Raw genomic sequence first — 16,514 nt, forward strand, 5'->3', positions numbered from 1 at the left:
AGACCAGATTCGGATGCCGCCGGCACAAGGGGCGTGATTGCGGCTTACTGGAAACTATGGGGATTAGGATGAAGACGTTTAAAACTGCAAAACTGCCACTGCTGGCGACACTGTTGCTGGGCAGCCAGCTGGCACTGGCCGATGCCAGCCTGATGGGTTCGGTGATTGATCAGAGTTCAATATTACCCGGTGCAACGGTGACCGTTGTGGAAACCGGCGCCCGTGTTCAGAGTGATGAACGCGGCCAGTTTATTCTCAAAGGCCTGCAGCCCGGCACCTACAACCTGAAAATTACCTATGTAGGTTATGAGCCGCTGCAAACCACCGTGACCCTGAGCGCCGATGAGCGTAAAGATCTGGGCGCACTGAAAGTGGTATTCACCGGCGCAGGTATCGAAGAAGTGGTCGCGGTTGGCCATATTTTTCAGGGCGAAATGAAAGCGCTGAACACACAGAAAAACGCCAACCGTATTCTTAATGCCATCTCTGCTGACGGCATCGGTAAATTACCGGACCGCAACGCCGCCGAAGCGGTACAGCGTATTCCCGGCATTTCGATTGAGCGCGATCAGGGCGAAGGCCGCTTTGTTGCCGTGCGTGGTTTACCGGCGCAGTGGAGTTCTGCCTCGCTGAACGGCGACCGTATTCCGACCGCCGAAGAAGAAACCACCTCGCGTGCGACCGCGTTCGATTTTTTCCCGACCGAAATGATCGAAAGTGTGGAAGTCAGCAAAGCCGTAACGCCGGATATGGAAGGCGATGCCATTGGCGGTAATGTGAATTTTATTACCCGCCGTGCGCCACAGGAAACCACACTGGATGTCACCGTTGGCAGCAACTACAACGATAAAGCGGAAGAGAGTGGTTATAACCTGAATATTCTTGCCGGTGACCGCAGTGACGATGGTAAGTGGGGTTATATCGTTAATGCCAGCCAGTACGTGCGTAACTGGGCGACCGATAACTTTGAACCACGCCGCAGTGGCGAAGGGATTAAACGCCTTGAACTGCGCGATTATACCGGTGAGCGCGATACCCGTGGTTTTAACGGTGCCGTGGAATATAAATTCGATAATGGCGATACCCTTTATGCCCGTACCCTGTACGGCACACTGATTGACGATGAAACCCACTACAAACACCGCTACCGTTTTGATAAAGACCGGATCGAGCTGCAGCATATTCACAATATTCTGACCACCGAACTCAGCGGTCATCAGCTGGGTGGTGAGCACTGGGTCGGAGAGGGCGGTCTGCTGGAATGGAAAGCCTCAACCTACGATAACCACTTCTATTACGGCGATGTGCCAAACAGCAAAGACAAGAGTTATTTTGTCGCCCGTTTTGATCAGAAAAACGTGGGCTTTGTAGGTCTGGATAACCGCAGCGGTAAAAACCTGTCGTACAACACCATCGACGGGGGTAACAGTCCATCGAATAAACCATCCACCCATTTACCGGATGGCTTCAGCATGGACCCGACACAGATGGCGTTGTCTTCTATTGAACTTTATAAGGTCGATGTGCGGGAAAAAGATAAGGTCGTGGCGCAGCTCGATTTTACTCAGGATATGAGCCTCGATCTGCAACTGAAATTCGGTACCAAATACCGTGAAAAAGAGCGGGTTGCGCGTTTCTCCGATGAGTTTTATCAGTGGAAAGACAGTGCGACAACGCCGCTTTTGAGCGACTTTGATTTAAGCGATCAGCCGGGCCGTAACGATTATCTGGAAGAAATTAACGCCGGTTACGCCGATGACTTCAGCCAGGTGGCGGATATGTCGGATCTGGAAAATTTCTGGAACAAAAACCGCGATCAGTTCGAACTGATTGATGGCGAATCCTACACCGTAGCCAACGGTGGGGCGCTGGGTCGTAACTTCGATGTGAACGAAACCCAGATGGCCGGTTACGGTATGGCGACTTATCAGCTGAACGATGATGTCAGCCTGGTGGGCGGTGTGCGCGTCGAACGCACCGAGACCGAAGTGTCCGGTTACAGCGCCGAAGACAATGCCGGCACGCTGGTGATTGTGCCGGTTAAAAAGACCAAGTCTTACACCTCGGTGCTGCCGTCTGTACATATGACCTACGCCCTGACCGACGACAGCAACCTGCGCGCTGCCTTCAGCCGTACCTTTGCCCGTCCGGACTTTGGTTCGCTGGCTCCGGGTCAGGCCTATTCTGAAGCCGATGGTGAACTGGTGGTAGGCAATCCGGGACTGAACCCGACGTATTCCAATAATCTGGATGTGTTATTTGAGCGTTATTACGACAATGTCGGTGTGATTTCCGGCGGCCTGTTCTATAAGCAGATCAGCGATCCGATTTTCAGCAAGCGCTCTGAAGTAACCTTTAAAGGTGAAACCGTTGACCGTGTGGATTCGGTGAACGGTGATAATGCCTGGCTGGCCGGTGCTGAGTTTGCCTTCAGTCGTCGCCTCGATTTTATTGCCGATGCGCTGGAAAATGTCGGCGTACAGGCTAACTACACCCGCATGCGTTCGGTGATGGAATTAACCAATGGCCGCAAAGCCGATATTCCGCGTCAGGCCGACTCTCTGTATAACGCCGCGTTATTCTACGATGACAGCACCTTTGCCGTGCGCATCGCTGTTAACCATAAAGGCGCTTATATTCAGGAACACGGTGACAGCAGCGATGAAGACAGCTACTACGGTGATTACACCAGCGTTGATCTGAGCGCGTCTTATCAGGCAACCAGCGATCTGATGGTGTACGCCGATATTAATAACATCACCAACGAACCGATGAAGTACTATCTCGGCAGCGAACGCCGTCCGTTGCAGGTGGAATACTACGGTTACCGCGCCAATCTGGGGGTTAAATACAGCTTCTTCTGATTTATTGCAGTAACAAAGAACACCGGCTCTGGCCGGTGTTTTTATTTGTGTTCTGCCTTGATGCAACGTTTTCTTTCTCTGAACCTGCCTGTCATCGTTTTGTCATCCGTACTCTTTTAAATACTTCCATCTGGACTAGACCAAAAGAAGTATTAAGATGGCGGTAAAACAGCAGGTGGTTATTATTGGCGGCGGTATTCTTGGCCTCGCCATTGCCCATTATCTGCAGAACAGCGGTGAGGCACAGGTCTGGTTATTTGAACGCGGCGAATTAGGCTCAGGCACTACCAGTCAGGCGGCGGCCTTATTAACCCGGGCGCGCAGCAGCGACAGTGCCGCATTAATGGTGCACGAAACTCACAGCACCCTGCGTATGCTGGAGCAGCGTTTTAATCTGCCCTTTGCGCAACGCAGCGGTTGTTTGCACATCGCCGTTAACGATAACGAACGTCAGCAACAGCAACGTTATTTTCAGCAGGCGCAGCAGCTGGACGTTGGCACACAATGGCTGGACAGCAGTGCAATTCAGCGGCTGCTGCCCTGGCTGGCAATCACGGCAGACAGCAGTGCGCTGTATTACCCCGATGACGGCCACGCCGACCCTTATACCCTGGCACAGCTTTATGCCCGTTCGGCCCGTGCCGCAGGAGCACAGATTATTGCTCATTGTGCGGTCAGCCGGCTGGAATCACAGAGCGGTATATTTACCGGGGTATATTTAGCCAGCGGTGAATTTATCCGTGCCGACAGTGTGGTGCTGGCGGCCGGCCCCTGGAGTGCGGCACTGGCCTATGACTACGATATCGCGCTGGCGATGGCACCGGTACGCAGCCATTACTGGATAACCAACAACCAGCCGCAGGTTGATGCCAAGCAGCCGATGGCAATTATTCCTTCGGCCAAAGCCTATTTCCGCAGTGAACAATCGGCACTGTTATTCGGTGTGCGCGACAGCCAATGCTGTGTCGCCGACCCGCGTGCATTACCGCACGATATTCACAGTTTTCATTTTGCCGAAGATGCCAACGGCTGGCTGGCACTGGAAGAGCACTGGCATAACCTGCTGGCGCTCTGTCCGCTGCTGGAGCAGGCGCAACTGGCGCATTACTTAAGCGGTGTGTCGTCTTATACGCCGGATGGCAAGCCTTTGCTCGGTCGTCTGGAGCAATACAGCAATGCCTTTGTTGCCACAGGCTGCTCCGGTGCCGGTATTGCCTTCAGTGGCGGTATTGGCCGTTTTCTGAGCGAACAGATTCTTGGCAAGCCCACCTTTGTTGCCGCCGAAGAATTCTCACCGGCCCGTTTTGCCACCCTGCAGCCGCCAGCCGATCCGATGAGTGCGGAATTCCGCCAGCACTGTGCCCGTGCGCGCAGCGGCAAGAGTACCGGCTGAATGCAGCATTTTCATACAGCCGACATATCCCTCGGGTATTTCCTGTTTATAAGAACTGATTGCGCTGCAGGCACAGGTGCCGCAGCGGGAGTATTGCCATGTTAATTATGCCGTTTCAGCGTTTTCACCAGCGGGTTCAGCAGCGTCTGCAGCAGGCGTCTGCACTCTGGTTTGTGGTGTTTGCCATCAGCGCCGCCTTTATGACGTACTTTTCTATGTACGCCTTCCGCAAGCCTTTCTCGGTGGCGATGTACGATGGCCAGACCCTGTTTGGCATGGATTACAAAGTGATTCTGATTTTTGCTCAGGTGCTGGGTTATCTGTTGTCGAAGTTTATCGGTATCCGTGTGGTGTCGGGCATGATGCACGACCGCCGCGCGTTGGCCATTGTGTTATTGGTCGCCAGTGCACAACTGGCATTGTTTTTATTTGCGGTATTACCGGCGCCATTAAAACCTCTGGCGATGTTTTTTAATGGCCTACCACTGGGCATGATCTGGGGGCTGGTATTCAGCTATCTGGAAGGGCGTAAAACCTCGGAATTACTCGGAGCAGGGTTAAGTGCCACCTTTATTGTTGCCTCAGGCATGGTGCGCAGTGTGGGCAAAGCGTTAATTGTTTATGCCGATGTGCCGGAATTCTGGATGCCGTTTTTAACCGGCCTGATTTTTATGCCGCTGCTGCTGATTTCGGTCTATGCACTGTCGATGATTCCGGAACCGGATGCGACAGATGAGGCCGAACGCATGAAACGCCAGCCTATGACCGCCGCCGACCGCTGGCGGTTATTTGGCCAGTACTGGTTTGGTCTGAGTCTGCTGATTCTGGCGTTTTTACTGTTCACCGGCTTACGTGATTTCCGCGATAACTTTTCTGCAGAAATCTGGCAGGCGCTGGGTTATGGCAATGAACCCGCGATTTTTACCTACGCCGGGGTGCGCATCGCCGGTATGGTTCTGGTCGCGCTGGCGTTATTAATGTTTATCCGCGATAACTTCCGCGCCTTTACTGCCAATCATATTGCCATTGTGCTGGGCTGCTTTATTTTGGGTTACAGCACCTGGCTGCATCAGCAACACTGGCTCGACAGTAAAATCTGGATGGTCGCCTTAGGTACGGGTTTGTATCTGGCCTATATTCCGTTTAACTGCTTTTTGTTTGACCGTTTTGTCGCCCTGGCCGGTGGCGTGGCCAATGCCGGTTTTCTGATTTATCTGGCCGACAGCGCCGGTTATACCGGCAGCGTGGGGTTATTGCTGGTTAAGCATTTTTATGCAGCGGACATCAGCTGGCTGAATTTCTTTGTCAGTGCCGTTTACAGTACCGCTATTATTGGTGGGGCGCTGGTCACGCTGTCGTGGCTGTATTTCCGCTGGCGCTTTTTCCGCAATGGACAGCAGTCTGAGGAAGAGCTCCAGAAACAGCCGCTGGCTTCTGTTGCTGCGGCGAGGCTAAAATAGCCATGCATACCGATGCCGGATTGAAAAAAATGCTGCCAGCCAATATCGAAATACGCGACTACCTGGCCGGACTGATCAAACAGTCACGCCTGAAACAGAACGAACGCCTGCCATCCGAACGCGAACTGGTCGAGCAGTTTAAAAGCACGCGAATTACCGTGCGTGATGCGCTGTCGAAGCTGGAATCGGAAGGGCTGATTTACCGCTCCAACCGCCGCGGCTGGTTTGTCTCACCGCCACGGCTGGAATATGACCCGTCTTCGCGGGTGAATTTCTACCTGCTGGCGGAGCAACAACAACGCACTCCGGCCACCGAATTAATTTCACAAAAGCGCATTAAAGGCCCACAGGCCGCACGCACAGCACTGGCCGTTGCCGCTGATGAAAAACTGATTGAGCTTGTGCGTCTGCGCTCCCTCGATGGTCGTCCGGTGCTGTACGAATTTATCTACCTGCCGGAAAGCCGCTTTCCGGAACTGATGAAAAAAGACCTGGAAGGCTCGCTTACCACCTTGATGCAGCGCGATTACAACGTCGAAATTACGCACGAAGATAACCGCATCTGCGTGTCGGCGGTGTACGATCAGGTGGCCGACGCGCTGTCGCATATTAACGGCGCGCCCTGTCTGGAAATTCGCCGTATTCGTTATGAAGGGGAGCGTAAGGCGGTGGAGTTTGATATTGAGCACTGGGTTCACAGTGCGATAGAGCTGCGGATTCCCAGTCACTGATTTTCTTTTTTCAGCTGTTTTTTGGGAGGGGCTTGGTAGGAGCGGCTTTCAGCCGCGATACCGTTCAGCCTGGGCTTGTCGAAGGTTTTAGAACCGCGATACCGTTCAGCCTGAGCCTGTCGAAGGCTTTTAGCCACGGCGCGGGCTGGCTTTTGTAAATAATTCAAAGCCTTTGCGGGGCAAGCCCCTGCGCCCCAATCCGGGGAACTTCTCCCCGGGCCCCTGCTTCGCGCTGTGCAGGACTTAATCCGTTCTGAATAATCCTGCGGTCGCGGTACCGCGAATAATGGGCGAGACTTCAGGCATCCTGCCTTTCGCCCTGCGGGTCAGCCTTCGGCTGCTCAATTTTGTTCCCGACAAAATTGTCCATGGCCCTATTCGCTCGCCCGGCATCCATGCCGGGACGTACCGGCGCAGAATGATTCAAACCGGCGTCCTGCAGGCGCATAAAACCATAGCGCGAAACCGCTTTTCAGCTTCTGCTTTTGTGTATTTTAAAAAGCCGCGTTGCGTCTGAATAAACGCGGCATTTGTGCGGTGCCAGTCAACCAGGCAGACAATCCGGTGGAAAGCACAGTACGGCCCGGAGCCTATTCATTTCAATTATCAAACGGTAAAAGGCTCCGGGCGAATTGCTGTGCGGGCCGGATTGGCCACGCAGTTGACTGAACAGCACCGGACAGCCGCAAGAGAGGATCGGAAGGAGATACCTCTCCTTGCATGGGGGCGCAGGGGGCGGAGCACCCGCAAAGGCTCAGAGATGATTACAAAATCCAGCCCGCGCAGCGGCTACACCGATATCCGGAAAGGCTTCAACTTAGCTATAGAAGCCGCTCGCGTAGCGCCGCAGTACAAACCTCTTCTGATTAAACCTCATTCCGCTTGTGCAAAGCCTGTCTGTTTATAGCAGCCCAACACTCTGCATTACTGTCACAAAAACTTCATTAAACTGCCGTTGCCGCTCACTCCGTTAGCTTTTATAGTTTGCGCATTCTGGTCTAGACCAGAATAAGTGAAATACAAAAAACAACTCGGCGCAAACGTGACGGACTTATGAATAACCCTTATTTATTACTCACTCCCGGCCCCCTGAGTACCACGGCCAGTGTAAAGCAGACCATGCTGCGTGACTGGTGTACCTGGGATGACGATTACAACCTGGGGGTGGTGCAGCCTATCCGTGAACAGTTGGTAGAGCTGGCGCTCTGTGGTGAAAAAGAGTGCGCTGCAGAGGAATACAGTGCGGTGCTGCTGCAGGGTAGTGGCAGTTTTGCGGTAGAGAGTGTCATCAGCAGTGCCTTTTCGGCCGATGATAAATTGCTGATTTTAGCCAATGGCGCTTACGGTCAGCGCATTGCCGATATGGCGCGGGTACACCGTATTAATTATGTGCTGTTAACCGCCGCCGAACATGAATGGGTGAGTCTGGAAGAACTGAATCAGGCTTTGCATGATGACCCGGCCATTACTCATGTGGCGCTGGTTCATTGTGAAACCACCTCCGGCATTCTGAATCCGCTGGCGGCCTATGCTGAAGTGATTAAAGCCGCCGGCAAAACCCTGATTGTCGATGCCATGAGCTCGTTTGGTGGTATCGAAATTCCGCTGGCAGCACTGGGTATCGATTTTCTGATCAGCTCGGCTAATAAATGCATTCAGGGCGTGCCCGGTATGGGCTTTGTGATTGCAAGACGCGATGCGCTGGCCAAATGTGCCGGTCGTGCGCGCACGTTAAGTCTGGATTTATTTGACCAGTGGCAGTGCATGGAGCAGGGCCATGGTAAATGGCGTTTTACCTCGCCAACCCATGTGGTGCGCGCTTTTCAGCAGGCGCTGGCAGAACTGGCAGAAGAGGGTGGCATCAGCGCCCGGGCACAGCGTTATGCCGAAAACCACCGCACCCTGGTCGATGGTATGCAGGCACTGGGGTTTGAGTGTGTGGTCAGCCGCGATAAACAATCGCCGTTTATTTCGACCTTTAAATATCCCGATAATCCGGCGTTCGATTTTAACCAGCTGTATCAGCGCTTAAAGCAGGAAGGCTTTGTGATTTATCCGGGCAAGGTAACGGCAACGCCGTGTTTCCGCATTGGCCATATCGGTGATGTTTTTCCGCAGGATATGCAGCGTTTGCTGCAGGCGCTGGAAAAGCACCGCTTCTGGCTCTGACAGCCGACAACGGAGGAATCATCATGCGCTTACGCACGCTGGCGCGCAAAGCCGTGGATCAGGTCTGGCAACCCTTTGCCGAATACGGCCATATGCCACTGGGGGAAGATATTTCCCAGACCCGGCATGCTCTGCAATGTGCCTGGTTTGCCGAACAGGATAATGCGCCAGCGCATCTGGTTATTGCCGCGCTGCTGCATGATGTTGGCCATTTAATTACCTGGCAGGAACAGGGGCTGCATCCGGAAGCCGGTGGCGATAACGGCTACCACGAAAAAGTCGGCGCGGCTTTTTTAAGTGAGTATTTTGCCGATGACGTGACCAAACCCATTCGTCTGCATGTCGCGGCCAAGCGTTATTTGTATTCCACCGATGCCGCATACCGCGAGTCGCTGTCGGCGGCATCGCAGCAGAGTCTGGAACTGCAGGGCGGCTGGATGGATGAAAGCACCTGTCGTGCCTTTGAATCCTCGCCCTGGTTTGTTGACGCTTTACGGCTGCGTAAATACGACGAACAGGGTAAACAACCGGCCTTAAAAGTACCGGGCATTGACCATTATTACGAACTATTAATTCAGCACACCCGTGTGGTGCAGGAGCGCAATCCCCATGTTTAAATCGCAACGTTTTTTTGCCGGGCCAACAGAAGCCGTTATTCTCGACTGGGCGGGCACCACCATTGATTTTGGCTCGCTGGCACCGGTTTACGCCTTTATGGAATTATTCGCCGCCGAAGGTATTGAAGTAACCCAGGCCGAAGCGCGTGAACCCATGGGTACCGAAAAACGCGAACACATTACCCGTATGCTGGCCAATCCGCGTATTCATGCACGCTGGCTGGAAGTGAAAGGGCAGGAAGCCGACAGCGCCGAAATTGACCGTCTGTACCATGCCTTTGCGCCGATTCAGACGCGCATCGTTGGCGAGCGTGCGCAATTAATTCCGGGTTGGAAAGCCGCTTACGACCAGCTGCGTGCGCAGGGGTTAAAAATCGGCGGTAATACCGGCTACGGCCCCGGCATGATGGAACCGGCGCTGGCCGCCGCCAAAGATCAGGGGTACGAACCGGATGCCTGTGTATTCGCCACCGATGTATTGCGTGGCCGCCCATACGCCGATATGGCGCTGGCGTTAGCGCTGCAACTGAGCGTTAACCACGTCCACGCCTGCATTAAAGTAGACGATACCTTACCGGGTATTGAAGAAGGCCTGCGTGCCGGTATGTGGACCGTCGGTGTCAGCATCAGCGGCAACGAAGTCGGCCTGGATCTGGCCGACTGGCAGGCGCTTTCCGCCAGCGAGCAGGCACAGCGCCGCAGCAAAGCAACCCAGCGCTTTAACGATGCCGGAGCACATTACGTGATTGATTCGGTCGCGGATTTGCCGGGCGTGATTGCCGATATTAATGCGCGTCTGGCGCGGGGAGAAAAGCCCTGAACGGAATTCAGGGCAGGGCTTTTGGAGTGCAGAATAGTGGAGTGATGCTTTAACGGATGCTTTAACGGATGCTTTGGGTATGGTGTCCGTTAAAGCAATGGCGATCATGATTCACGAAGCATGATATCTATTTTTCCGGCATTCGAGAGCTTAGAGGCAATTTCAAGTATTTCATCTTTCATTGCTAATTTATCTACCCAATGTGAGGGGATATTCTCAAGACCGTAAAAGGCTCCTGCGATTTGCCCGGCAATGGCAGCCGTTGTATCCGCATCATTCCCGATGTTAGCAGCCATAAGCACGCATTCTTCAAAACTATTACTATTCATAAAACACCAGAGTGCGGACTCCAGACTCTCAATAACATAGCCGCTGCCGGTTAGCTGTGAATATGAGTTATCGAGGAATCGCGCTTCGGATATGCCGGAAACTTTATCCGTGGCCGGTTTATAAGTATTCCGGGTAAAAATCTCAGCTTTTTCAGTGCTTGCATAAGCATGGTAAAGAAGACTCGCGAATAACTTACAGCTATCGATGCACTCTGCTGATCCATGCGTTGTGCGAGAACTTTCACCAGCAAATTGTATGCACTCTTCCAGATCTGAAAAGAACATTGGAATTGGTGCAAGTCTCATTAAAGAGCCATTGCCGGAAGAGTATTCATCCGCAGCTCCTGAAAACGGATTGCCGCTTTCAAGATAGCTTCGTAAGGCAGTTGATACTGTGAATCCAATATCGAAGCATTCTCCCGTTGAACTCATGTAACCATATTGATACCAATTGCAGTATCGGTTCATCTGATCAACGGCATCGAAACCGTTTCTGAATACAAGACTGTGAGCCAGGCATAAAGCCATGGATGTATCATCTGTCCACTCGCCAGCATTAAGCCTGAACGGCCCACCACCCATCATATCGGTGACAGGTTCAAAGTTGCCTCGAATCTCAAACTCGACTGTTGTTCCGACGGCGTCACCAATGGCCAGGCCTACTAATGAACCTATTTTTCTGTTCTCCATGCATCCCCCACAGAGTGGTGCTAAAAGTTGAGAGCTTATATGTCAGCTTGATTGGATAGGTTGTTTCCTGATCATGGCGCCTGCATAGGCTTTCCTACACCACATTTTTAAACACCAATGTTATCACTTGCTTCCCGCCAACGATTCCGTGACCGAAAGAGCTATCATGGTTAACTCTGGATGGCTTCTAAAATGAGTCTGGCCAATTGTTTTCAGAGAAGTATCGGGCTTCTTCTAAGTAACCCAGGCAAAGCTTCTTCTTTTCTGATAATTCCACATCATCAAGCTCCTGAACCGCTCCCATCGTATTTTTAACGAATGTATCGAAATCAGACTTAGTGGGTTCTAATAGTGGCACGGAGCATGATAAAAATATCTCATGGTCAGTCATGATTGATAAGGCTGACTTTGGATTGTTCTGAATGGCGTTGGCGAACGATAAAAATAATGAAGTGGCTATCCAGCCATCTGCGTGCTTTTCCAGCAATCTTCCTAATGTCAGCCAGTCAGGATCACCGGATTCTATTCTTTCAAGAATAGTACTGAACTTTGATCCGTGAGAATAAAGTGAAAAAGCATATTCTTTCGCATCCGCTGAATTCAGCCCAATTCTCATTGTATTCAGATCCGGTAGCGCATCGGCATCGGCAATGGCAAGTGAGTATGCAATGATCAGAGGGAGTAAGTATGTGTATTTCATGAATTCTAAACCTTGAATCGATGGGGAGGTAACCATTGCCATACCCGATTATGCTTCTTTTTAAAGCTTATCAAATATAAGCATTAGCGCCGCTGCAGCAGACAGGATGTCATCACCTTCGTGATAGCCTACCCACTGGCCGTGCCGGTAAATGTCATGACGAAGATTACCAACCGATTTTACCTCACCAACTAAAGCCCCATCGGCAGTGATTACTTTTCCGAGCTCTAGTTCGGCAATGACTATTTTGGCATTGTCATAGATTTTTCCGGCGAAAAACTCACCTAGGCGTGACGAGTGATCCGGATTCCAAAGTACGCCAAATTTGGAATAGCCAAGTAACTCGCCGCTTGTATTCCTGATATATTGCCTGGACTCTGACATAAAATAAACTCATAAAGTCGCTGTTCTCAGCCTGGTATGGCTTCGATAAATCTGAAAACCATTACGTTCAACGTCTCTTCAGTACAACGGACGAGTATACGCGTTTTTTTAATAGCTGTTGTCCGAATTAACCCGCCTGGCTGATGATTCGTCAGGTTTCTGATATCTGAGCAAGACCGAGAGTTAACGACGCTTTCCGCCAGCGGGCAGGCACAGCGCCGCAGCAAAGCAACCCAGCGCTTTAACGATGCCGGAGCACATTACGTGATTGATTCGGTCGCGGATTTACCGGGTGTGATTGCCGATATTAATGCGCGTCTGGCGCGGGGAGAAAAGCCCTGAACCGAGTTCAGATCAGGGTTTTTGGAGTGCAGAGGAGTGGAGTGATGCTTTAACGGATGCTTTGGTGGTGTCCGTTAACGCGGGGCAGGGTCACACCTCGTCAGTTTGACTTTGGTGTCCGTTAAAGCGGGGGAAGATCAAGGTCAGGTTGCAGGCGTTTGTTATGGCATTTGACTCACAGGTTTCAAAAGCTTGTAGCCGCACTCTATTAAGTGATGATTTACTCCGAGCACAGACTCATCAAATACTTCATCACTCTCATCAAAAGATGCAGCCACAATACCTTGAATATTTCTCTGTTTAGAGATATTCGTCAAAAGTGCATTTACACTTGTGACCCCCATAGAATGCTGACCTGGCTCATCCAAAAGAACTAATCCAGGGTGATTCCCGCCTAACTCTTCTGAAGCCGAATATACTGCTAGTAAGTAAGCCCAGATGAGCCTCACAAAGTCACTTGCTGAAGAATCAGATTTTATATCCGTATTTACTTCTCTCAACTCCAGCCCTGCCAAATATGGAAACAATGTGTCTCTATTTATTTCTATATCTGAAGTTGGCGCACTCTTATAGCCAAAAAGGCTCGCATAGCTTCGGAAATGATTCTGAAATTTATTATATTTCTTGACATCCTCAGCAGATGATTTTCGTTCCGGCAAGCCTGATAACTCGGCCTTAATATTCCGAAACTCATTGCTGAAATTTACTAAATTACTGACCGAACTGTTTATGATCCTTTCTGCTTTTAAGAGGCTTTCCACTTTAAGTTCAAGTTGTAGTTTAACTCTTAAGTCAGCCTCTTCTGCATTGCCAGATAACCGTATCTGCTTTTTAAAGCTCAAGCATACTGCACGCTTATCAGAAACATTTTCTGAATATTCACGAGCTTGAGACTCTAATTTTGTAATTGTTTTTTCTAACCCTAAAATATACCTAGATACCATCTTTTTCTGACTATCGAGGTACCTTACATTTTCGTCAATACTCATCGGCTGTATAAGGGTATCTGCTAAAAACAAGGAGTCATCTACGTGTTGATGACAAGCCGGACAACTATCAAGCGCAAGGCTCAAACCACTCTCGGCACCAAAGTTTTTGAGTTTTTTAGCAATCTTGTTTTTTTCTAAGTCTTTTTCTATTTCTGATCTAAGTGATAAATACTCAGTCAGCCTTGATTTGGAAAGCCGAATCTCCGCATTAGCGGAATCAAGCATAGAAACTAGCTGGTCTAATTCTGCTTTTGAACTCTCATATGCCTCTATCAAATCGATAGAAACATCATCTCTTGTTTTATTCTTAGCCTCGTCAATAGCCTCAATTTTTCTTACCAATTCAACAATGTAATCACTTAGCGAGAAGGTAGCATCTCCAACTTGCTTCGTAATTCTGACTAGTTGTGGGTCAAACATATCGTCTGCTGTGCGTTTAATACCTATCACATTGATAGACTGGTCCTCTTCCAACAATCCAATTTTAACCTTCTCCTCCGACCATTTTGATTGAATATTAGTCAAGTCTGACATCAAAGTTGATTTGAGTCTTTCGTTTTCGAAAACATCCAACCCCAGAATAAATTCAACGATTTTTGTTCTCACATCACGGATAGCGTAATAGGGTGTATTAGCTATGTAATCAGTCCACCCTCTCTTTTGCTCAATTAGGAGCGCTGAAAAAATAGTTTGAATATAAAGTTTTATCTCACCACCATTGGCACCAGGAACGAAAGGAAGACTTAAACCGACGAAATTCTCAAGGAATGTAAAATACCCCGATTCAGCGTTCTGTGCTGAGCCTTTATCATGCAAATACTTAGGATATATATCAAATTCTCGATTTTTCCCCGAAAGATAATCCCCATGTATCACCTCGATTAGTTTCGTATCTTTATCAGTAGAGTTAATCGCTCTTTTTAGAGTTACAACATCACTATTTTTATTTGAGATCTGTAAGTAAACATAAGATGATACTATCCTTATCTTATCCTTCTTTTCACCTTCAACATATTCCTTTAATGCATAAGGCAAGGTCTTTTCACCTTTCCCACCAAGAATTTCCTCCATACCAAGAGAATAGATAAGAGAATTAACCAATGTGCTTTTGCCAGAGGAATTATTACCGCGCACAATGTTTAATCCAGATTTAAATTCACATTCAAAACCGTATTCACCGCCGGTCGTATTGAGAACTATTTTAAATTTCTCTAAGTGCAAACCAATCATTCCCATTCCCTAATAATATTTTCCACCATGCCTTCAGTTATTTTTGAACCTATTGACTGAAGAAAAAAGTAATCATCTTTGAAAGCCATCTCACTATCAATTTCTGAAACGTATTTGGCGCCATCTTGAGTTAACTTATATGAAAGTCCAGATTTACTAATCAGCCCTTCAGCTTCAGCATACTGAAGTGATATATTGACTGCTGGATCAACCCCCCATACCCCAAATAAAATTTGGTTTTGGTTCGCCGACTCTAACAACATTTTCTTTCTTATCTCATCTTTCAAAACCCAGCTGAATAAATGTAGTCGAATTAGGCTAGACTTCTTTCCTCGTGATGAGAGATATAATACCAGTAATAGTTGGGTGATTTTATAGATAGGCCTATGCTCAGCCATAAGAGGCATAGGCTTTCTGTGAAATGTAAGTTTACTCATCATTCAATACCTAACGGACACAATGCAATCCATTTAGACGTCATTTGATCAGCTATCCGGTATATCTCTGCCTCTCCTAAAGTAGGTGTTGCCTCACTTAATCTTTGGGCTAATTCGTCTCGAACCTTAGATATCAATTCTTCAGCATCTCCGCGCCAAGTTATACACAACTCTTCTACTTCACTTTCGTACTGATTTATTGCTCTCAACACGTGAAAGTAGATTTCCGAAGCGTTTTTCTCTATTTCTTTTAGGAATGGATCGTTTTTTAGCCATTTACTTGATGTTATGCGATTCAATTTTAGATGCTTTTCTTCATCTAAAACTCCATTGAATGTACAGCGAACTTTATTCTTCTTGCTAATATTTTTTTCATATTCTGAGACTTCTTGTTCTTCTGCTTGGCTTTCTAATTCTAATGCGGAAAAAAGAGTGATTTTTTTCCCTTTCGCTGTTTGTATTGTGTTAATTTCCGTAGCAAAATAATCAGCGTCTTGCAGAATAACTTTGAATTCAGGGTCTATAATGGAGAGTCCCCATTTGACAACCTCTACTTGCTTCGTTTGCGCATGACTTAGCAATTTATTGTCGGTGATTAGCGGAGTAACGAAAACCCACTCCCTAATTTTCGTATTCCCCATTCGACGAGATATTTCATTTTCGTAGGATCGAAGCTTCTCAAGGTCCTTAGTTATTTTGTCTCTCTGCTTTTCGTACAATTCTTTTTGAGTGTAGTGGGTATCGGGGCAATAACACTGAAATGCCACGCCGTCTAATTTCGTAAAGCCTTCGATCCCGAAATCACCAGGGGATGCAACCATCTCTTGGTATTGTTGATCTTTATACTTTGATTTGAAAACTAGTTGACACAGGTCTTCCCATGAATCCCCGTCAAAAGTTCCGTATTTAGTCTGGATCATTTATTAATTCCAAAGTCCAATGTGCCTTCTACGCTGTGGCCTGCCATAACAGTTTCTTAGTAGGCATGCTCATTAATACACCTAAGCCCTTATTCAGATTCCCAGCCTAACCCACTGTTCGGGCTGGAAAATCATCGTTATTTCCTTTCTTGTCAGGATATGAACACGCAAGCGCATTTTTACCCTGAACTGATCTTTGTACTTGGGGCGTTATCAATTTCCGGCAGAAAACAGCTTTTATCTGCTCTTTTTATTCCAGACACGCTGCCGCCCGTCCTTATAAGCGCAGGGCAGGAGTAGCGCATGTTTGATATAGGGGTTTCAGGCGGGGAGGGGGATCGGATTGGATATCTGTCCGTTAAGTGTATAGCTGCCTCCCTGCTGTGGTTCGAGAGTACTGAAGTTTGGGAGGAGGTTCAATCTGTTGATAGATTTGGTT

General features: G+C 49.0%; 15 protein-coding genes. 8 read left to right on the forward strand and 7 right to left on the reverse strand.

Features of this window, described 5'->3' with window-relative positions; all coding sequences use genetic code 11:
• The first annotated feature begins 68 nt into the window (after positions 1-68).
• From LGT44_RS09415 to LGT44_RS09430, 4 genes are all read left to right on the forward strand, one after another.
• The gene (locus LGT44_RS09415) at positions 69-2,864 is read left to right on the forward strand and encodes a TonB-dependent receptor (RefSeq protein ID WP_230330662.1); all 2,796 of its coding nucleotides are present in this window, start codon (positions 69-71) and stop codon (positions 2,862-2,864) included.
• 157 nt (positions 2,865-3,021) lie between these two features.
• Entirely contained in the window at positions 3,022-4,257 is a 1,236-nt protein-coding gene (locus LGT44_RS09420) for an NAD(P)/FAD-dependent oxidoreductase (protein ID WP_230330661.1), read from the forward strand.
• Positions 4,258-4,355: 98 nt separating this feature from the next.
• Positions 4,356-5,717: a DUF5690 family protein gene (locus LGT44_RS09425; RefSeq protein WP_230330660.1), complete on the forward strand. Its 1,362-nt coding sequence runs from the start codon at positions 4,356-4,358 to the stop codon at positions 5,715-5,717.
• Between the two features lie 2 nt (positions 5,718-5,719).
• Positions 5,720-6,448: a UTRA domain-containing protein gene (locus LGT44_RS09430; protein WP_145469411.1), complete on the forward strand. Its 729-nt coding sequence runs from the start codon at positions 5,720-5,722 to the stop codon at positions 6,446-6,448.
• On the opposite strand, the gene LGT44_RS09435 is transcribed toward LGT44_RS09430, so the two are convergent.
• Complete coding sequence (locus tag LGT44_RS09435) at positions 6,442-6,615, reverse strand: hypothetical protein (RefSeq protein ID WP_230330659.1); 174 nt, start codon at positions 6,613-6,615, stop codon at positions 6,442-6,444. The two genes, LGT44_RS09430 and LGT44_RS09435, sit on opposite strands and share 7 nt — an antisense overlap.
• Before the next feature lie 119 nt (positions 6,616-6,734).
• On the opposite strand from LGT44_RS09435, the gene LGT44_RS09440 reads away from it, so the two are divergent.
• The 4 genes from LGT44_RS09440 to phnX all read left to right on the forward strand — a co-directional run bounded on the left by LGT44_RS09440 (position 6,735) and on the right by phnX (position 10,054).
• Positions 6,735-6,965: a hypothetical protein gene (locus LGT44_RS09440; protein WP_230330658.1), complete on the forward strand. Its 231-nt coding sequence runs from the start codon at positions 6,735-6,737 to the stop codon at positions 6,963-6,965.
• A 536-nt stretch (positions 6,966-7,501) separates the two neighbouring features.
• Positions 7,502-8,617 (forward strand): 2-aminoethylphosphonate--pyruvate transaminase, encoded by a 1,116-nt coding sequence (phnW, locus tag LGT44_RS09445; protein ID WP_230330657.1) that lies wholly within the window; start codon positions 7,502-7,504, stop codon positions 8,615-8,617.
• A gap of 23 nt (positions 8,618-8,640) precedes the next feature.
• The gene (locus LGT44_RS09450; protein ID WP_230330656.1) at positions 8,641-9,234 is read left to right on the forward strand and encodes an HD domain-containing protein; all 594 of its coding nucleotides are present in this window, start codon (positions 8,641-8,643) and stop codon (positions 9,232-9,234) included.
• Positions 9,227-10,054 (forward strand): phosphonoacetaldehyde hydrolase, encoded by an 828-nt coding sequence (gene phnX / locus LGT44_RS09455; protein WP_230330655.1) that lies wholly within the window; start codon positions 9,227-9,229, stop codon positions 10,052-10,054. Before LGT44_RS09450 ends, phnX begins: the two co-directional genes overlap by 8 nt.
• A 104-nt stretch (positions 10,055-10,158) precedes the next feature.
• On the opposite strand, the gene LGT44_RS09460 is transcribed toward phnX, so the two are convergent.
• From LGT44_RS09460 to LGT44_RS09485, 6 genes are all read right to left on the reverse strand, one after another.
• Complete coding sequence (locus LGT44_RS09460; RefSeq protein WP_230330654.1) at positions 10,159-11,073, reverse strand: ADP-ribosylglycohydrolase family protein; 915 nt, start codon at positions 11,071-11,073, stop codon at positions 10,159-10,161.
• Positions 11,074-11,260: 187 nt separating this feature from the next.
• Positions 11,261-11,815 carry a hypothetical protein gene (locus tag LGT44_RS09465; RefSeq protein ID WP_230330653.1) on the reverse strand — a complete coding sequence of 185 codons (555 nt, stop codon included), beginning with the start codon at positions 11,813-11,815 and terminating at the stop codon, positions 11,261-11,263.
• Positions 11,816-11,833: 18 nt separating this feature from the next.
• Positions 11,834-12,157 (reverse strand): hypothetical protein, encoded by a 324-nt coding sequence (locus LGT44_RS09470; protein WP_230330652.1) that lies wholly within the window; start codon positions 12,155-12,157, stop codon positions 11,834-11,836.
• Between the two features lie 503 nt (positions 12,158-12,660).
• On the reverse strand, positions 12,661-14,718 hold the full coding sequence (locus tag LGT44_RS09475) for an AAA family ATPase (RefSeq protein ID WP_230330651.1): 2,058 nt from the start codon (positions 14,716-14,718) through the stop codon (positions 12,661-12,663).
• On the reverse strand, positions 14,715-15,005 hold the full coding sequence (locus LGT44_RS09480; RefSeq protein WP_230330650.1) for a hypothetical protein: 291 nt from the start codon (positions 15,003-15,005) through the stop codon (positions 14,715-14,717). Before LGT44_RS09480 ends, LGT44_RS09475 begins: the two co-directional genes overlap by 4 nt.
• 149 nt (positions 15,006-15,154) lie before the next feature.
• Positions 15,155-16,075: a hypothetical protein gene (locus tag LGT44_RS09485; protein ID WP_230330649.1), complete on the reverse strand. Its 921-nt coding sequence runs from the start codon at positions 16,073-16,075 to the stop codon at positions 15,155-15,157.
• Positions 16,076-16,514 lie beyond the last annotated feature (439 nt).

This window comes from Thalassolituus alkanivorans (assembly GCF_020447205.1).
In the GTDB taxonomy this organism is placed as follows: domain Bacteria; phylum Pseudomonadota; class Gammaproteobacteria; order Pseudomonadales; family Oceanobacteraceae; genus Venatoribacter; species Venatoribacter alkanivorans.